Raw genomic sequence first — 15,265 nt, forward strand, 5'->3', positions numbered from 1 at the left:
CGGTAACCGTTCAGCAATATATGGGGACTCATGACCACTGCTCCCGGCCGGCCCCGCGACCCCGAGGTCGACCGCCGGATCACCCGCGCCGCGATGGACCTGTTCGGCGAGGCGGGCTGGGCCGGCTTCGCCATGGAGGCCGTGGCCCGCCGGGCGGGCGTCGGCAAGGCCTCGCTCTACCTGCGCTGGAGCACCAAGGAGGCGCTGCTCACCGACGCGCTGACGGCCGGCCTGCCGCACGTCAGCGACGTCGACACCGGCACCCTGCGCGGCGATCTGGTCGAGCTGGCCACCCAGATCCTGGACGTCTACGCCGGGCCGTCGAGCCGGGCCGCCATCCGGCTCATGGTCGAGGGCCGCGCGATCCCCGGCGTCGCCGAGAACTACGCGGCCACCCGGTCGGCGCAGATCCTGGCCGCCCGGGCGATCGTCCAGCGGGGCATGTCCCGGGGTGAGCTCTCCCCCACGGTGTCGGTCACGCTGCTGCTCGAGACGCTGCTCGGCGGGGCCATGATGCACGCGCTCACCGCCGCGCCGGACGGCAACGCGACCCACGCCAACCGGCTCGTCGATTTCCTGCTGAACGCGGTCGGCCGCGGCGAATAACCCGGTCGTCGCGGGGCACCCGTACGACATGACACAGACGACGAATCCGTTCGCAGTAGTCACCGGCGCGTCCAGCGGGATCGGGTTCGAACTCGCCCGGCAGTTCGCCGAGCACGGCTACGACCTGCTCGTCACCGCCGAGGAGGACGGCATCGAGGACGCGGCCACCGCACTGCGCCGCGACGGTCAGAACCAGGTCACCGCCGTACGGGCCGATCTGGCGCACTTCGAGGGCGTCGAAGCGCTCTACGCGGCGATCCTCGAGACCGGCCGCCCGGTCGACGCGATCGCGCTCAACGCGGGCCGCGGCATCGGCGGCGACTTCACCCATCAGACCACCCTGGCCGACGAGCTGAACGTGATCGACGTGAACGTCACGTCGACCGTCCACCTGGCCAAGCGGGTGCTGCCCGACATGGTCGCCCGCGACGAGGGCAAGGTGCTGTTCACCTCGTCGATCGCCTCGACCATGCCCGGCACCTACCAGGCCGTCTACAACGCCTCCAAGAGCTTCGTGCAGTCCTTCGCCGAGGCCCTGCGGGCCGAGCTCAAGGACACGAATGTCAGCGTCACGTCCCTGATGCCCGGCCCCACCGACACCAACTTCTTCCACCGCGCCGAGATGGACGACACGAATGTCGGCGCCGGCAAGAAGGACGACCCCGCGGTGGTGGCCAAGCAGGGGTTCGAGGCCCTGATGAAGGACAAGGAGAAGGTCGTCGCCGGCTCGGCCAAGACCAAGATCCAGGGCGCCGCGTCCAAGGTCCTGCCGGACAAGGCCAAGGCCGAGATGCACCGCAAGATGGCCGAGCCCGGCTCCGCCGAGAAGTAGTCGCCGACGGGAAAGGGGCCGCCGGAGCGGCCCCTTTCCCGGTACGTGCGTCAGGGCTTGAGGACCACCTTGATGCAGCCGTCCTCCTTCTTCTTGAAGATCTCGTACCCGTGCGGGGCCTCTTCGAGCGGCAGCCGGTGGGTGGTCAGGTCGTCCACCCCGAGCGGGTCGTCGTCGCCGGTGAGCAGGGGCAGGATGTCGTCCACCCAGTGCTTGACGTGGGCCTGGCCCATGCGCATCGTGATGCCCTTGTCGAACAGGTCCATCATCGGGAACGGGTCGGCCTGGCCGCCGTAGACGCCGATGATCGAGATCGTGCCGGCCCGTCGCACCGCGTCGAACGCCGTGCGCAGCGCCCCCATCCGGTCGATGCCGAACGTCTCGGTGGCCTTGCGGGCCAGCCCGTCGGGCAGCATCCCGGCCGCCTTCATGGCCGCCGCCTGGAACGGGGTGCCGTGCGCCTCCATGCCGACCGCCTCGATCACCGAGTCGGCGCCGCGCCCGTGCGTCATGTCGCGGACGGCCGCGCCGATGTCGTCGACCTTCTCGTCGTTGAGCACCTCGATGCCGTGCCGCTCGGCCATCGCGATCCGCTCGGGCACCCGGTCGACGGCGATCACGCGCTCGGCCCCGAGGTGGCGGGCGATCCGGGCCGACATCTGGCCGATCGGGCCGAGACCGGTGACGAGCACCGTGCTGCCCTTCTCGATGTCCGCCCACTGCGCGGCCTGCCACGACGTGGTGAGCACGTCGGAGAGGAACAGGTAGCGCTCGTCGGGGTGGTGGTCGGGCACCTTGATCGGGCCGAAATGCGCCTGCGGCACGCGCAGATATTCTGCCTGGCCGCCCGGCACCTGGCCGTAGAGCTTGGTGTAGCCGAACAGCGAGGCGCCCTTGTTCTGCGACTTGACCTGGGTGGTCTCGCACTGCGCGAAGTAGCCCTTGCGGCAGTAGAAGCAGTGCCCGCACGAGATGTTGAACGGGATCACCACGCGGTCGCCCGGCTTGATGTGGGTGACCTCGGCGCCGACCGCCTCGACGATGCCCATCGGCTCGTGACCGAGGATGTCGCCGGCGTCGAGGTACATGCCCAGAACGTCGTACAGGTGAAGGTCCGACCCGCAGATCGCGGTGGAGGTCATTCGCACGATCGCGTCGGTCGGTTCCTGGATCACCGGGTCGGGAACGGTGTCGACGCTGACCTTGCCGGTTCCTTGCCATGTCAATGCACGCATATGACGCCGGATACCCGGCGAACGGGCGGGTATGCAGAGCAACCATGAGTTCACGTGTAGTGGTCCTGACCGGCGCCTCCAGCGGCATCGGCCGTGCGGCGGCGCTCGCCTTCGCGGCCCGGGGCGACCGGCTGGTGCTGGCCGCGCGCGGCGCCGACGACCTGGCGAAAGTGGCCGCTGCCTGCGGGAACGACCCGCTGGTGGTCCCCACCGACATCACCCGCCGCGGGGATCTCGACGGGCTGCTGAGCCGGGCCGTGGAGCGGTACGGGCACGTCGACGTCTGGGTCGATTCGGCCGCCGTCATGGCGTACGGAAAGTTCGAGGACGTGCCGCCCGAGGTGTTCGACCACATGATCGCCACCGACCTGCTCGGCTCGGCGAACGTCGCCCGCACCGCGTTGCGGCAGTTCCGGGCGCAGGGCCACGGCACGCTGATCGGCGTCAGCTCGCTGCTGTCCCATGTCACCGTCCCGTACATCTCGGCCTACGTGACCGCGAAGTGGGGACAACGCGGCCTGTTCCGCTCACTTCAGCAGGAGACCCGGGACGCGCCCGGCATCCACGTCTGCCTGATGGCCCCGGGCAGTGTCGACACCCCGATCTACACGAGCGCGGCTAACTACGCCGGCTTCGTCGGCCGTCCCCCGCCGCCGGTCGACTCGGCCGAGCGCATCGCGGCCCGCGTCGTGCGGCTGGCCGGCAAGCCACGGCCCTCGGTCTCGGTCGGCGCGACCAACCGCCTGATCGAGCTCGGCTTCACGCTGCTGCCCCCCGTCTACGACGTGCTGGTCACCCCCCTGATGCGGCGCGGCGGCCTGTCCCGGCAGGCGATCGACGGAACGGACGGCAACGTCTTCGGCCCGCGGCCACGCGTGGAGGGCGGTCCGGGCCGCTGGACCCGCGCCCAGGTGGGCGCGGTGGTCGCGGGGGCGGCGCTGGTGGCCGGCGCCTCGGTGAGACGTTTGCTACCTCGCAGCTAGATCGGCTTAGAGGCCGGGATGCCGGGTATCACTGAGCCGTGCTCATGATCGAAACGCCCGACCTGCCGCTGCCGGGCCGGGGCGCCACCGCGGAACGCCTCCGGCGTCTGGCCGAGCTGGGGCGGGCCGATCCGGTCGCGGCCCGGCTGGGTGAGGGCCACGCGGACGCGGTGGCGATCCGGGCCGAGCTGGGCGCCGAGGGCGACGGCGGGCGCTGGGGCGTGTGGGCTGCCGTTCCCCGCTCGATCCGGGCTGTACGCGACGGTGACGGCTGGCGGGTGAACGGCGAGCGGCCCTGGTGCTCGGGGGCCGGCTGGTGCACCCACGCGCTGGTCACCGCCGAGGCCGAGGACGGCATCCGGCTGTTCGCGGTGGCGAACGAGGCGCCGTACGCCGTCCCGCTCGACGGCACCTGGCCGGCGGTGGGCATGGCGGCCAGCGACAGCCGCACGATCCGGTTCACCGACGCCCCGGCCCGCCCGGTCGGCGGCCCGGGCGAGTACGTGAACCGGCCCGGCTTCTGGCACGGCGGCATCGGCGTCGCCGCGTGCTGGTACGGCGGCGCCCTCGGCATCGCCGACGCCCTGTATGCCGCGGACAAGGCTGACCCGCACACGCTGGCCCACCTCGGGGCGGTCGACGTTGCCCTGGGCGCTGCCCGTGCCGTGCTCCTGGAGGCGGCCGCCGTCATCGACGCCGACCCGCAGGCGGTTCAGCACCGGCTCGCGCTACGCGTGCGGGCCACCGTCGAGGCCGCCGCCACCGAGGTGATCGACCGGGTCGGACGCGCGCTCGGCGCCGGACCGTTGTGCCGCGACGAACGGCACGCCCGCCGGGTCGCCGACCTCACCGTCTACCTGCGGCAGAGCCACGCCGAGGCCGACCTGGAACAGCTCGGCGGCCTCGTGCGGAACGAGAAGTCGCCGTGGTGAGGCCGATCGCCGGCGAGGGCACGGCCGAACAGACGTGGGCCGCGTGGCCGGCGATGGCGCAGTGGCCGGTCCTCGCGCTCGACGTGACCGAGCCGCCGCTGATCGTGGCCCCGCACCCGGACGACGAGATCCTCGGCCTGGCCGGCCTGATGGCGATGCTCGACGCGGCCGAACTCGTCGCCGTGACCGACGGCGAGGCATCGCACCCCCGGTCCACCGTGCACACCCAGCCCGAGCTGGCCGGAATCCGGCGTGCCGAGACCGCGGAGGCGTTGCGCCGCCTGGGACTGGGCGACGCGCCCGTCACCCGGCTCGGCCAGCCCGACGGCAAGATCGACGAGGAGGCGCTGGCCGCGGCCCTGACCGAGCGGCTGGCGCCGGGACGCTGGTGCCTGGCCACCTGGCGCGAGGACGGCCACCCCGACCACGAGGCGGTCGGCCGGGCCGCGGCCCGCGCGTGCGAGGCCACGGGCGCGGTGCTGCTGGAATACCCGATCTGGGCCTGGCACTGGGCCACGCCGGGCGACCCCCGGGTGCCATGGGATCGGGCGCACCGGATCGAGCTGAGCCCGGCCGCGCAGGCGGCGAAGGCGGCGGCCGTCGCCGCCTTCCCCAGCCAGATCGCGCCGCTCGGGCCCGAGCCGGGCGACGCGGCGATCCTCCCGCCGCACGTGCTGGCCCGCTTCGCCCGCCCGTTCGAAGTGGTGCTGCGATGACCACGCCGCAGAGCTATTTCGAGCACATGTACGCCCGCAGCAGCGACCCGTGGAGCTTCGCGACCCGCTGGTACGACGCTCGTAAGCACGCCCTGACGGTGGCCTCGCTGCCGGCCCGCCGCTACCGGTCGGCGTTCGAGCCCGGCTGCTCGACCGGCATGCTCACCAGCCGGCTGGCCGAACGCTGCGATCGGGTGCTCGCGGTCGACGCCGTCCCGGCCGCGATCGCTTCGGCAGCCACCCACCTGGCCCCGTTCCCCCACGTCACCGTGCGCGCCGCCCGGATGCCCGCGGACTGGCCGGACGAGACGTTCGACCTGATCGTGCTGTCCGAGTTGGGCTACTACTTCGACGACCACGACCTGACGACGCTGATCGGACGGGCCGTCGCCTCGCTCGAACCGGGCGGCGACCTGGTGGCCGTGCACTGGCGACGCCCGGTCGAGGAGCACGCCCGGTCCGGCGACGACGTGCACAACCGGCTCGCGGCCACTCCCGGGCTGGCCCGGCAGGCCCGGCACGCCGAGGCCGACTTCCTGCTCGAGGTCTACACCCGTACGCCACCGGAGCCCCGCTCAGTGGCACAGCGCGAGGGGCTTGCATGAATCGGATCGCCGTCGTCGTCCCCGCGCACAACGAGCACGACCTGCTGCCGTCGTGCCTGGCCGCCTTGACCGCGGCCACCGCGCCGGTTCCGGTCGAGATCGTCGTGGTCGCCGACGCCTGCGCCGACGACACCGCCGCCCTCGCTGCCGAGGCCGGCGCGACCGTGGTGACCGTGGACGCCGCCAACGTCGGCCGGGCCCGCGCGGCCGGCATGGACCACGCGCTCCGGCACGGCCCGGACGGGCTCTGGCTGGCCACCACCGACGCCGACAGCCGGGTCGCGCCGGAATGGCTGCTGTGGCACCTCACGCACGCCGCGGCCGGCACCGACCTGCTGGCGGGCACGGTCCTGGTCGACGACTGGGCGGCATGGCCGGCCGCGCTGCCCGGCCTCCACGACAGCCGGTACGCCACCACGGACGCTCACGTACACGGTGCCAACCTCGGCATCTCGGCTGCAACCTACCTCGCCGTGGGCGGTTTCCGGCCGATCGCGCACGACGAGGATCGCGACCTGATCACGCGGGTGCGGGCGGCCGGTCACCGCGTGGTCAGCGACGCCACCTGCCCCGTGGTGACCAGCGCCCGCCCGGACGGCCGGGCGCCGCTGGGCTTCTCGGCCCACCTCACCGGACTGGCAGCCACGCTCGCCGCCTAGTGTCTGTTTCGCAGCGGGGCCGGGGCTGCGGCGCGAAACAGACCCTAGAGCCCGTGCACGGCCAGCACGCCGGCCAGCGCCTTCGCGGGCACGCCGCGGCCGTCCGGACGGGGCCAGTGCACGCTGACCTCGTCGAAGCCCAGCGCGGCGAGCCGGCCGACGGTGTCGGCGTAGCGGTCGCGGCTCTCGAACGGCCAGTACGACTCGAGGCCCACGTTGACGATCCGGCGGATCCGGCGGCCCTCGAGCACCGCGTCGAGCTGCCCGGACTGCTTCTCCAGAGCGGCGAACCACTCGTCGGGGCCCACGGCGGGACCGTACGGGCCGTACGTGACCCAGGCCTGGCCGTGCCGGGCGACCAGGCGCAGCGAGCGCGGACCGGTGCCGGCCACGGTGAACGGCACCCGCGGCGTCTGCACACAGCCGGGCAGTTGGTGCGCGTCGATCGCGTGGTAGCGCTCGCCGTGGGCGGTGACGATCGGCTCGACCAGCAGCTTGTCGAGCAGACCGATCCACTCGGCGAAGCGGTCCATGCGCTCGCGCGGGGTCAGCGGCGGCTCGCCCAGCACCTGCGCGTCCAGGCTCTCGGTGCCGGCGCCCAGGCCGACCTCGAGGCGGCCGCCGCTGAGCTGGTCGAGGGTCATCAGCTCCTTGGCGAACGGCACCGGGTGGCGGTAGTTGGGCGTGGCGACCTGCACGCCGAGGCGGACCCGCTCGGTGGCCCCGGCCGCGGCGGCGAGCAGCGGCACGCAGCCGTACCAGGGGTTGTCGCGCAGCAGCGGCCACGTCAGGTGGTCGTACGTCCAGACGGTGTGCACCCCGGCCCGCTCCGCCTCGACCACCTCGGCCAGCCAGGCGCTCGTGGGGTGACGGTCGGGGAGCACCAGCACCGACAGATCGGTCATCCCAGCGCCTCCACTACTGCGGCCGCGATCACGAGGTCCTCCCAGCCCATCCCCACGGTCTTGATCAGCCTGGGCCGGGCGGGGGTGGTTCCCCGGACCAGGTCGGCGAAGGTCACGAGCTCAGTCTCGTCGAGGCCGGCCTGAATGATGTCACCGGCTTCCCGTACGGCCACCGCGCGCGACTCGACCAGCGCGCCGCAGCGTCGCACGGTCTCGGTGTCGACCTCGCGGGCCTCGGGCTCATGCGAACCGACGGCGACCACGACGGCGCCCGGTTTCAGCCGGCGACCGTCGAAGAGCGGCTCGCGCGCGGTGGTGCAGCAGGCCACGATGTCGGCGTCGGCCACCGCGTCCGCGTCGGCGGCCTCGGCCCGGGCTATCGGCCCGACGAAGCGGGCGGTCCGCTCGTGGCTGCGCCCGATGACTCGTACGGAATCAATCGGACGCACTGCCCGCAGGGCCTCGATGTGACCGCGCGCCTGCGGGCCGGTGCCGAAGACGACGAGCTTGCTGGCGCCGGGCGGCGCGACGAGATCGACGCCGAGCGCCGAGACGGCCGGGGTGCGCAACGAGGTGAGCGCGGCGCCGTCGAGAACGGCCCGCGGCGCCAGCGTGGGCGCGTCGAACAGCACGTACGTGCCGTGGATGCGGGGCAGGCCACGGGCCGGGTTGCCGGGAGCGATGCCGACCAGTTTGACGCCGGCCAGGCGATCGTCACCGGACGGCATGATCAGCACCTCGCCGCCGCCGAGCGCCACCCGCGAGCGGGCCGGCTCGGACTCGGGGTCGAGACCGCCGGCCAGGGCCTCGCGCAGGGCCTCGACCGCGCGTGGAAAGCCCAGCGCGAGCACCTGTTCGGCCGAGATCATGGGCTGTACCATGTCACATACCACCAAGGGAGGCAACAGTCATGACGTCACCGGTCATCGGCCCGCTGCGCACGGCAGGCAGCTTCCGCCAGCACGTGGAGGACGCGGTGGCCGCCGCCATTGTCTCCGGCGAGTTCGCCCCGGGCACGATGCTCACGGCCCCCACTCTGGCCGCCCGGTTCGACGTCTCCGCCACGCCCGTACGCGAAGCCCTGCTGAACCTCGAGAAGCGCGGCTTCGTCGAGATCGCCCGTAACAAGGGCTTCCGGGTCACCCAGGTCAGCGAGCACGACCTCACCCAGATCGTGCAGATCCGCCAGTGGCTCGAGGCCCCGCCGATGCGGCTGCTGGCCGGCGCCCTGACCCCGCCCGACCTGTCCCGGCTGCGCGCCGAGGCCGACGCGATCGTGATCAGCGCCGCCGCGTCCGACCTGCCGACCTACCTGACCGCCGACACGACGTTCCACCTGCATCTGCTCAGTCTCACCGGCAACGACCGGCTGGTCACGCTGGTCGGCGATCTGCGCCAGCAGACCCGCCTGGTCGGGCTGGCCACCATGCTGGGCTCGCCCGAACTGGCCGAGTCGTCGGCCGAACACCTCACGCTGCTCGACCTGCTCGAAGCGGGCGACGGCGCCGCCGCCGAAGAGCTCATGCGCCGCCACCTGGGCCACGTCACCGGCTGGTGGAGCGGGCGGGCCGAGCAATGAAGGTGATCGTGGTGGGCGCCGGCATCGTCGGGGCCGCCGTCGCCCGCGAGCTGGCGGCCGCCGGGGTGTCGGTGACGGTCCTCGACCGCTCGGCGTCGGCCGGCGGCACCTCGTCCGCCGGCGAGGGCAACCTGCTGGTCTCCGACAAGGGCCCCGGCGCCGAACTGGCTCTGGCGCTGCGGTCGCTCACGCTGTGGCGTTCGATCCTGCCGGAGATCTCGGACAGCTTCCCCTCGATCGAGTACGAGGCCAAGGGCGGCCTGGTGGTCGCCACGACTCCCGCCGGTGCGACCGCTCTGCACGCCTTCGCGGAGACGCAGCGGGCAGCGGGCGTCTCAGCGTCCTCCGTGAACGGCCTCGACTACGAGCCCGACCTGAACCCCGCCCACACCGCGGCGGTTCTCTACCCGCAGGACGCGCAGGTGCAACCCGCGATCGCGACCGAGGCCCTGCTGGCCGCCGCGCGGCGACACGGCGCGGTCGTACGCCAGGAGGTCGAGGTGCTCGGCCCGGTGCGCAGCGGCGAGCGGCTGTCCGGCGTGCTGACCTCGGACGGCGAGATCCACGCCGATCACGTGGTGGTGGCGGCCGGCCCGTGGTCGGGCGAGGCGGCGCGACGACTGGGCGTCGACCTGCCCGTACGCCCCCGCCGCGGCACGATCCTGGTCACCACCCGGATGCGCCGGCGGATCCACCACAAGGTCTACGACGCCGACTACGTGGGCGCGGTCGGCTCGGACGACGCCGCCCTGCAGACGTCCAGCGTGGTCGAGTCGACCGCGGCCGGCACCGTCCTGATCGGCTCGTCCCGCGAACGCCGCGGCTTCGACGAGCGGATCGAGGCCCGGGTCCTGTCCGCCGTCGCCGCCAAGGCCCTCGTGCTGTTCCCGTTCCTGACCGACGTGGCAGTGATGCGAGCGTACGGCGGCTTCCGCCCCTTCGTCCCCGACCATCTGCCGGTCATCGGCCCCGACCCCCGCCGGCCCGGCCTGTGGCACGCGACCGGCCACGAGGGCGCCGGCATCGTCCTCTCCACCGCCACCGGCGAACTGCTCACCGACCTGTTGCTGAACCGCCCGCCACGCGTGGACGCAGCCGCCTTCGCCGTCGACCGCCCCACCCTGCTCCCCCACCTGGAGCCCGCACGCGGCTGAGGTCTGCCACCACCCCGTAGGCGCCTCTCCTCGGCCGGGCGATGGGCTTCATCGGTCAGACCCACCAAGCAGCCTGGCCGTGTCGCAGTCGGGTTCGAGTCCCGCCCGCTCCACTTTGATCTTGTATGCGAACCGCCGGCCTTGATGATGGGGCGGCGGTTCGCCTTCGATTCTGGCCGTTGCGCCAGTGGGAAGCTGAACGTTGTGAACGCCGATGTGGGCGGACGCGGCTGGGTGAGCCGCTTCTACTTGTCGAAGTAAATGGCCGTGGCGGGCCGCGATTTCCAGGTCGCCGCCACGGACGCGGTAGATGAGCCGGTGCTCGTCGTTGACGCGACGGGACGACCTGCGTCGCAGCCTCGTCGAGCGTGGGCTGCCACGGGATCGGGTCGACATCACGCACGGCCGGCAACGCCGATCGCAAGTACCGATAAAAAGCCGAAACTCTCGCTTGAGAATCCCGAAATCTTCTGTAAACCTGAATCCATCGAAGGACGTCATCGTTAACATCGGCTCGATCCGCCCAGATCGGTCACAAACCATCCCCCAAATCCGTCGTTGACAGCGCCGTCTCGGCGCACGCCGAACGGCCGTGCGCCGAGGCTGTCCACGTCGGCAACGATCAACCCTCAATCGCCGGAGGTGCGCCTCGATCAACTGGAGAACCGAGCATCTTCAGCCGCCGCCCCGTCCACCATGGCGGCTGATCCGCTCACCGTCAGCTCGGTTTGCCTGTCCCGCAATGGCTCGTCCATCCCCATCGTTGGAGGATCAACATGGTCTCCCGGAACCGTCCCCCCGGGCGTCGACTTCGAACACCATCGATTTTGGGTATCGCCGCGGCCATCGCGGCACTCACCGTGTCCCTCGTTCCCCAGCTCGCGTATGCGGCCGAGTCCACCCTGGGCGCGGCTGCGGCCCAGTCGGGCCGGTACTTCGGCGCAGCCGTCGCCGCGAACAAGCTCAGCGACAACGCGTACACCACGATCTTGAATCGGGAATTCAACAGCGTCACACCCGAGAACGAGATGAAGATCGACGCGACGGAGCCGCAGCAGAACAATTTCACGTTCGGCAATGCAGACCGGATCGTGAACCACGCCATCACCCGAGGCTGGCGGGTCCGGGGCCACACCCTGGCCTGGCACTCGCAGCAGCCGGGCTGGATGCAGGGCATGGAGGGCACCGCGCTACGCAACGCGATGCTCAATCACGTAACGCGGGTGGCCACCTACTATCGTGGCAAGATCGACTCGTGGGATGTGGTGAACGAGGCCTTCGAGGACGGTAACAGCGGCGCCCGCCGCAACTCGAACCTGCAGCGCACCGGCAACGACTGGATCGAGGCCGCGTTCCGGGCCGCCCGCACCGCCGACCCGGGCGCCAAGCTCTGCTACAACGACTACAACACCGACAACTGGACCTGGGCCAAGACGCAAGCCGTGTACAACATGGTGCGCGACTTCAAGCAGCGTGGCGTACCGATCGACTGCGTCGGATTCCAGTCGCACTTCAACGCGCAGTCGGCGTACAACAGCAACTACCGCACCACGCTGTCCAGCTTCGCCGCGCTCGGCGTGGACGTGCAGATCACCGAGCTGGATATCGAGGGCTCCGGCACGACACAGGCCAACACCTACCGCAACGTGGTCAACGACTGCCTGGCCGTGGCTCGCTGCACCGGCATCACCGTGTGGGGCGTGCGGGACTGCGACTCGTGGCGGTCCAGCGGCACTCCGCTGCTCTTCGAGTGCAACGGCAACAAGAAGGCCGCCTACACGGCCACCCTGGACGCGCTGAACAGCGCCGGCCCCACCACCCCGCCGACCACGCCTCCGACTACTCCGCCCACCGATTCACCCGGATCCGCCGGCGAGATCGTCGGCACCCAGTCGGGCCGGTGCATCGACGTACCCAACGCCGCACGCGACAACGGCACCCGCGTTCAACTGTACGACTGCAACAAGCAGCCCAACCAGTCCTGGACATACACCTCGAACAAGCAACTTCAGGTGTACGGCGACAGATGTCTGGACGCAGCCGGTTCCGGCAACGGCGCCGCCGTGCAGATCTACAGCTGCCACAGTCAGACCAACCAGCAGTGGAACCTCAACTCCAACGGCACGATCAGCAACGTGCAGTCCGGACGATGCCTCGACGTCTGGAGCACCGCCAACGGAGCACAGGTCCAGCTGTACGACTGCCACGGACAAACCAACCAGCAGTTCCGGCACAACGCCACCGGCAGTCCCACCACTCCGCCGCCGACGACCACGCCGCCGCCGACCAACTGCGCTCTTCCGTCGTCGTACCGCTGGTCCTCGTCGGGTGCGCTGGCGCAGCCGCGCTCCGGATGGGTGTCGCTGAAGGACTTCACCCACGCGCCGTACAACGGCCAGCAGCTGGTCTACGCGACGACGCACGACACCGGAACGACGTGGGGCTCGATGAACTTCGGGCTGTTCTCGAACTGGAACCAGATGGGTTCGGCCAGCCAGAACCAGATGCCGTTCGCCGCCGTCGCGCCGTCGTTGTTCTACTTCGCACCCAAGAACGTCTGGGTCCTGGCCTACCAGTGGGGCGGGCCGGCGTTCTCGTACCGGACGTCGACCGATCCGACCAACGTGAACAGTTGGTCATCGGCGCAAACGCTGTTCACCGGCAGCATCTCCGACTCCGGCACGGGTCCGATCGACCAGGCGCTCATCGGCGACAGCCAGAACATGTACCTGTTCTTCGCCGGGGACAACGGCCGGATCTACCGGGCCAGCATGCCGATCGGCAACTTCCCGGGCAACTTCGGCTCGAACTACACGACGATCATGACCGACACCACCAACAACCTGTTCGAGGGCGTGCAGGTCTACAAGCTCGAGGGCGAGAACCGGTACCTCATGCTCGTCGAGTCGATCGGCTCGCAGGGTCGCTACTTCCGTTCGTACACGGCTACCAGTCTGGGCGGTACGTGGACGCCGCAGGCCACGTCCGAGAACAACCCGTTCGCAGGCAAGGCCAACAGCGGTGCGACCTGGACCAACGACATCAGCCACGGTGAGTTGATCCGGACCAACGCCGACCAGACCATGACCGTGAACGCCTGCAACTTGCAGTTGCTGTACCAGGGACGGTCTCCGAACTCGGGCGGTGACTACGGCCTCCTGCCGTACCGGCCGGGTCTGCTGACGCTGCAACGCTGACCACCGGACAACGCCGAGCGGACGGGCTCTCGGCACCGAGCGAGCCCGTCCGCTCCTTCCCCACCTCACCACCGAGAGGTAGCGACAGTGCGAGGACACAGACACCACCCATCGCTCTCAAGGAACACCCATGCTGACCGAGCGTCCCGCGGCTTCCGCGGACGGCTGTTCAGGATCGTCACCGCCGGGGTCGCCGCCGCCGTCGGGTTGTTCGCCATAGCGCTGACAGCCGGCACGGCGTCGGCCGCCGACAACCCGTTCCAGCGTGGCCCGGACCCCACCCGGGCCAGCGTTGCGGCGCAAACCGGCCCGTTCGCCAACGCGTCGGTCAGCGTCCCGACCGGGTACGGCTTCAACGGCGGCCGGATCTACTACCCGACGGACACCAGCCAGGGCACCTTCGGGGCCATCGCGATCTCGCCGGGTTACACCGCGTTGTTCTCCGCCGAACTGGCCTGGATGGGGCCCTGGCTGGCCTCCCACGGTTTCGTCGTGATCGGCATCGAGACCAACAGCCGTAACGACTTCGACACCGCCCGCGGCACCCAGTTGCTCGCCGCACTGGACTACCTGACGCAGCAGAGCCCGGTACGCGACCGGGTGGACCCCAACCGGCTGGCCGTCTCCGGCCACTCCATGGGCGGCGGTGGGGCTCTGAGCGCAGCCAGCCGGCGCTCGTCGTTGAAGGCAGCGGTCGGGATCACGCCGTACTCGCCGTCGTCGAACCTGGCCAACGACCGGGTGCCCACGATGATCATTTCTGGGCAGGCGGACACGGTGGTCACCCCGTCCTACGCCCTCGGCCTGTACAACAGCCTCCCGGCCACGACGGAGAGCGTCTATCTGGAGGTCGCCGGGGGTGATCACGGGTTCATGGTCGGCCGGTCGAACCCAGTGATGATCAGGACCATGTTGCCGTTCGTCAAGATGTTCATCGACAACGACACCCGGTACAGCCAGTTCCTCTGCCCGCTGGCGGACTCCAGCGGCGTGGTCACCTACCGCAGCACGTGCCCGTTGCTGCCCGGGGCGCCGACCACGCCTCCGACTACTCCGCCCACCGATTCACCCGGATCCGCCGGCGAGATCGTCGGCACCCAGTCGGGCCGGTGCATCGACGTACCCAACGCCGCACGCGACAACGGCACCCGCGTTCAACTGTACGACTGCAACAAGCAGCCCAACCAGTCCTGGACATACACCTCGAACAAGCAACTTCAGGTGTACGGCGACAGATGTCTGGACGCAGCCGGTTCCGGCAACGGCGCCGCCGTGCAGATCTACAGCTGCCACAGTCAGACCAACCAGCAGTGGAACCTCAACTCCAACGGCACGATCAGCAACGTGCAGTCCGGACGATGCCTCGACGTCTGGAGCACCGCCAACGGAGCACAGGTCCAGCTGTACGACTGCCACGGACAAACCAACCAACAATTCAGGCTCGCCTCCCGCACCCGATGATCATGATCAATCGCCAGGGCCGCCGCAGCCGGTGACTACCAGTGTCGGTGGCCGGGCCGGCCTGCGGCCGGGCCGGCCACCGTCGCCGGTCTGCCGGACCGTGGTGCGTGGGCTCGGCCCCCGGTCCCCCGACTCCGTCGTTTTGCAGAACGACCTCAACCGTCACAGCACGTCCGCGGAGGCCGTGACCATGCTCGGCCCCCAAGATGAACGGCGGACGGAGAGGGCTGCTCCGGACCCGAACACGACGGTTGCTCGAGCCGCTCGCCTGAGCACACGCAGCACGGTGAACCAGCAGCCGGACCAGGAGTTGCCGCGCGAGGTCGCTGCGCCGCGTACGGACGACCTCGATGGGGTGTCGGCGATCTGCGTCGGCTTGCTGGTTCGGTAGCGTCCGAATC

General features: G+C 70.7%; 14 protein-coding genes. 11 read left to right on the forward strand and 3 right to left on the reverse strand.

The genetic code is table 11. The annotated features are described in order from the left end of the window. Nucleotides 1-30 precede the first annotated feature (30 nt). Nucleotides 31-606, forward strand: coding sequence for a TetR/AcrR family transcriptional regulator (locus tag KXC43_RS45580; protein WP_221382541.1), 576 nt, complete (start codon nt 31-33; stop codon nt 604-606). A gap of 28 nt (nt 607-634) precedes the next feature. Then, the gene (locus tag KXC43_RS45585; RefSeq protein WP_221382542.1) at nt 635-1,438 is read left to right on the forward strand and encodes an SDR family NAD(P)-dependent oxidoreductase; all 804 of its coding nucleotides are present in this window, start codon (nt 635-637) and stop codon (nt 1,436-1,438) included. Nucleotides 1,439-1,488: 50 nt separating this feature from the next. On the opposite strand, the gene KXC43_RS45590 is transcribed toward KXC43_RS45585, so the two are convergent. Further along, nucleotides 1,489-2,673, reverse strand: coding sequence for a zinc-dependent alcohol dehydrogenase (locus KXC43_RS45590; RefSeq protein WP_221382543.1), 1,185 nt, complete (start codon nt 2,671-2,673; stop codon nt 1,489-1,491). A 44-nt stretch (nt 2,674-2,717) separates the two neighbouring features. On the opposite strand from KXC43_RS45590, the gene KXC43_RS45595 reads away from it, so the two are divergent. Genes KXC43_RS45595 through KXC43_RS45615 form a run of 5 tightly spaced genes read left to right on the forward strand, consistent with a single transcriptional unit; the run spans nt 2,718 to nt 6,568 of the window. Then, nucleotides 2,718-3,656: an SDR family NAD(P)-dependent oxidoreductase gene (locus KXC43_RS45595; RefSeq protein ID WP_221382544.1), complete on the forward strand. Its 939-nt coding sequence runs from the start codon at nt 2,718-2,720 to the stop codon at nt 3,654-3,656. Between the two features lie 44 nt (nt 3,657-3,700). Beyond that, a complete protein-coding gene (locus KXC43_RS45600) occupies nt 3,701-4,588 on the forward strand; it encodes an acyl-CoA dehydrogenase family protein (RefSeq protein ID WP_221382594.1) in 888 nt (295 codons plus the stop codon). Continuing rightward, nucleotides 4,582-5,304: a PIG-L deacetylase family protein gene (locus KXC43_RS45605; RefSeq protein ID WP_308129561.1), complete on the forward strand. Its 723-nt coding sequence runs from the start codon at nt 4,582-4,584 to the stop codon at nt 5,302-5,304. The genes KXC43_RS45600 and KXC43_RS45605 overlap by 7 nt, the downstream gene beginning before the upstream one ends. Further along, entirely contained in the window at nt 5,301-5,909 is a 609-nt protein-coding gene (locus KXC43_RS45610) for a class I SAM-dependent methyltransferase (protein WP_221382545.1), read from the forward strand. The genes KXC43_RS45605 and KXC43_RS45610 overlap by 4 nt, the downstream gene beginning before the upstream one ends. Then, nucleotides 5,906-6,568, forward strand: a complete 663-nt coding sequence (locus KXC43_RS45615; protein WP_221382546.1) for a glycosyltransferase family 2 protein — start codon at nt 5,906-5,908, stop codon at nt 6,566-6,568. Before KXC43_RS45610 ends, KXC43_RS45615 begins: the two co-directional genes overlap by 4 nt. 44 nt (nt 6,569-6,612) lie before the next feature. On the opposite strand, the gene KXC43_RS45620 is transcribed toward KXC43_RS45615, so the two are convergent. Together KXC43_RS45620 and KXC43_RS45625 are read right to left on the reverse strand one after the other, a co-directional pair. Then, the gene (locus KXC43_RS45620) at nt 6,613-7,473 is read right to left on the reverse strand and encodes an LLM class flavin-dependent oxidoreductase (RefSeq protein WP_221382547.1); all 861 of its coding nucleotides are present in this window, start codon (nt 7,471-7,473) and stop codon (nt 6,613-6,615) included. Next, nucleotides 7,470-8,342, reverse strand: coding sequence for an ornithine cyclodeaminase family protein (locus KXC43_RS45625; RefSeq protein WP_221382548.1), 873 nt, complete (start codon nt 8,340-8,342; stop codon nt 7,470-7,472). The genes KXC43_RS45620 and KXC43_RS45625 overlap by 4 nt, the downstream gene beginning before the upstream one ends. 41 nt (nt 8,343-8,383) lie before the next feature. Here KXC43_RS45625 and KXC43_RS45630 point away from each other — a divergent pair, with 41 nt between their 5' ends. From KXC43_RS45630 to KXC43_RS45650, 4 genes are all read left to right on the forward strand, one after another. Then, the gene (locus tag KXC43_RS45630) at nt 8,384-9,052 is read left to right on the forward strand and encodes a GntR family transcriptional regulator (protein ID WP_221382549.1); all 669 of its coding nucleotides are present in this window, start codon (nt 8,384-8,386) and stop codon (nt 9,050-9,052) included. Next, nucleotides 9,049-10,206, forward strand: coding sequence for an NAD(P)/FAD-dependent oxidoreductase (locus KXC43_RS45635; RefSeq protein ID WP_255645954.1), 1,158 nt, complete (start codon nt 9,049-9,051; stop codon nt 10,204-10,206). Before KXC43_RS45630 ends, KXC43_RS45635 begins: the two co-directional genes overlap by 4 nt. A 776-nt stretch (nt 10,207-10,982) precedes the next feature. After that, nucleotides 10,983-13,403, forward strand: coding sequence for a non-reducing end alpha-L-arabinofuranosidase family hydrolase (locus KXC43_RS45645; protein ID WP_255645955.1), 2,421 nt, complete (start codon nt 10,983-10,985; stop codon nt 13,401-13,403). An 87-nt stretch (nt 13,404-13,490) separates the two neighbouring features. Continuing rightward, entirely contained in the window at nt 13,491-14,864 is a 1,374-nt protein-coding gene (locus KXC43_RS45650) for a poly(ethylene terephthalate) hydrolase family protein (protein ID WP_221382552.1), read from the forward strand. Nucleotides 14,865-15,265 lie beyond the last annotated feature (401 nt).

Origin of the sequence: Paractinoplanes polyasparticus (genome assembly GCF_019710575.1) — a bacterium.
GTDB classification, from domain to species: domain Bacteria; phylum Actinomycetota; class Actinomycetes; order Mycobacteriales; family Micromonosporaceae; genus Actinoplanes; species Actinoplanes polyasparticus.

What these genes read in the sequence shown, in the direction of transcription:
- KXC43_RS45580 (WP_221382541.1), top strand. Translation starts at nt 31, where the DNA reads ATGACCACTGCTCCCGGCCGGCCCCGCGACCCCGAGGTCGACCGCCGG.
- KXC43_RS45585 (WP_221382542.1), top strand. Translation starts at nt 635, where the DNA reads ATGACACAGACGACGAATCCGTTCGCAGTAGTCACCGGCGCGTCCAGC.
- KXC43_RS45590 (WP_221382543.1), bottom strand. Translation starts at nt 2,673, where the DNA reads ATGCGTGCATTGACATGGCAAGGAACCGGCAAGGTCAGCGTCGACACC.
- KXC43_RS45595 (WP_221382544.1), top strand. Translation starts at nt 2,718, where the DNA reads ATGAGTTCACGTGTAGTGGTCCTGACCGGCGCCTCCAGCGGCATCGGC.
- KXC43_RS45600 (WP_221382594.1), top strand. Translation starts at nt 3,701, where the DNA reads ATGATCGAAACGCCCGACCTGCCGCTGCCGGGCCGGGGCGCCACCGCG.
- KXC43_RS45610 (WP_221382545.1), top strand. Translation starts at nt 5,301, where the DNA reads ATGACCACGCCGCAGAGCTATTTCGAGCACATGTACGCCCGCAGCAGC.
- KXC43_RS45615 (WP_221382546.1), top strand. Translation starts at nt 5,906, where the DNA reads ATGAATCGGATCGCCGTCGTCGTCCCCGCGCACAACGAGCACGACCTG.
- KXC43_RS45620 (WP_221382547.1), bottom strand. Translation starts at nt 7,473, where the DNA reads ATGACCGATCTGTCGGTGCTGGTGCTCCCCGACCGTCACCCCACGAGC.
- KXC43_RS45625 (WP_221382548.1), bottom strand. Translation starts at nt 8,342, where the DNA reads ATGATCTCGGCCGAACAGGTGCTCGCGCTGGGCTTTCCACGCGCGGTC.
- KXC43_RS45630 (WP_221382549.1), top strand. Translation starts at nt 8,384, where the DNA reads ATGACGTCACCGGTCATCGGCCCGCTGCGCACGGCAGGCAGCTTCCGC.
- KXC43_RS45635 (WP_255645954.1), top strand. Translation starts at nt 9,049, where the DNA reads ATGAAGGTGATCGTGGTGGGCGCCGGCATCGTCGGGGCCGCCGTCGCC.
- KXC43_RS45645 (WP_255645955.1), top strand. Translation starts at nt 10,983, where the DNA reads ATGGTCTCCCGGAACCGTCCCCCCGGGCGTCGACTTCGAACACCATCG.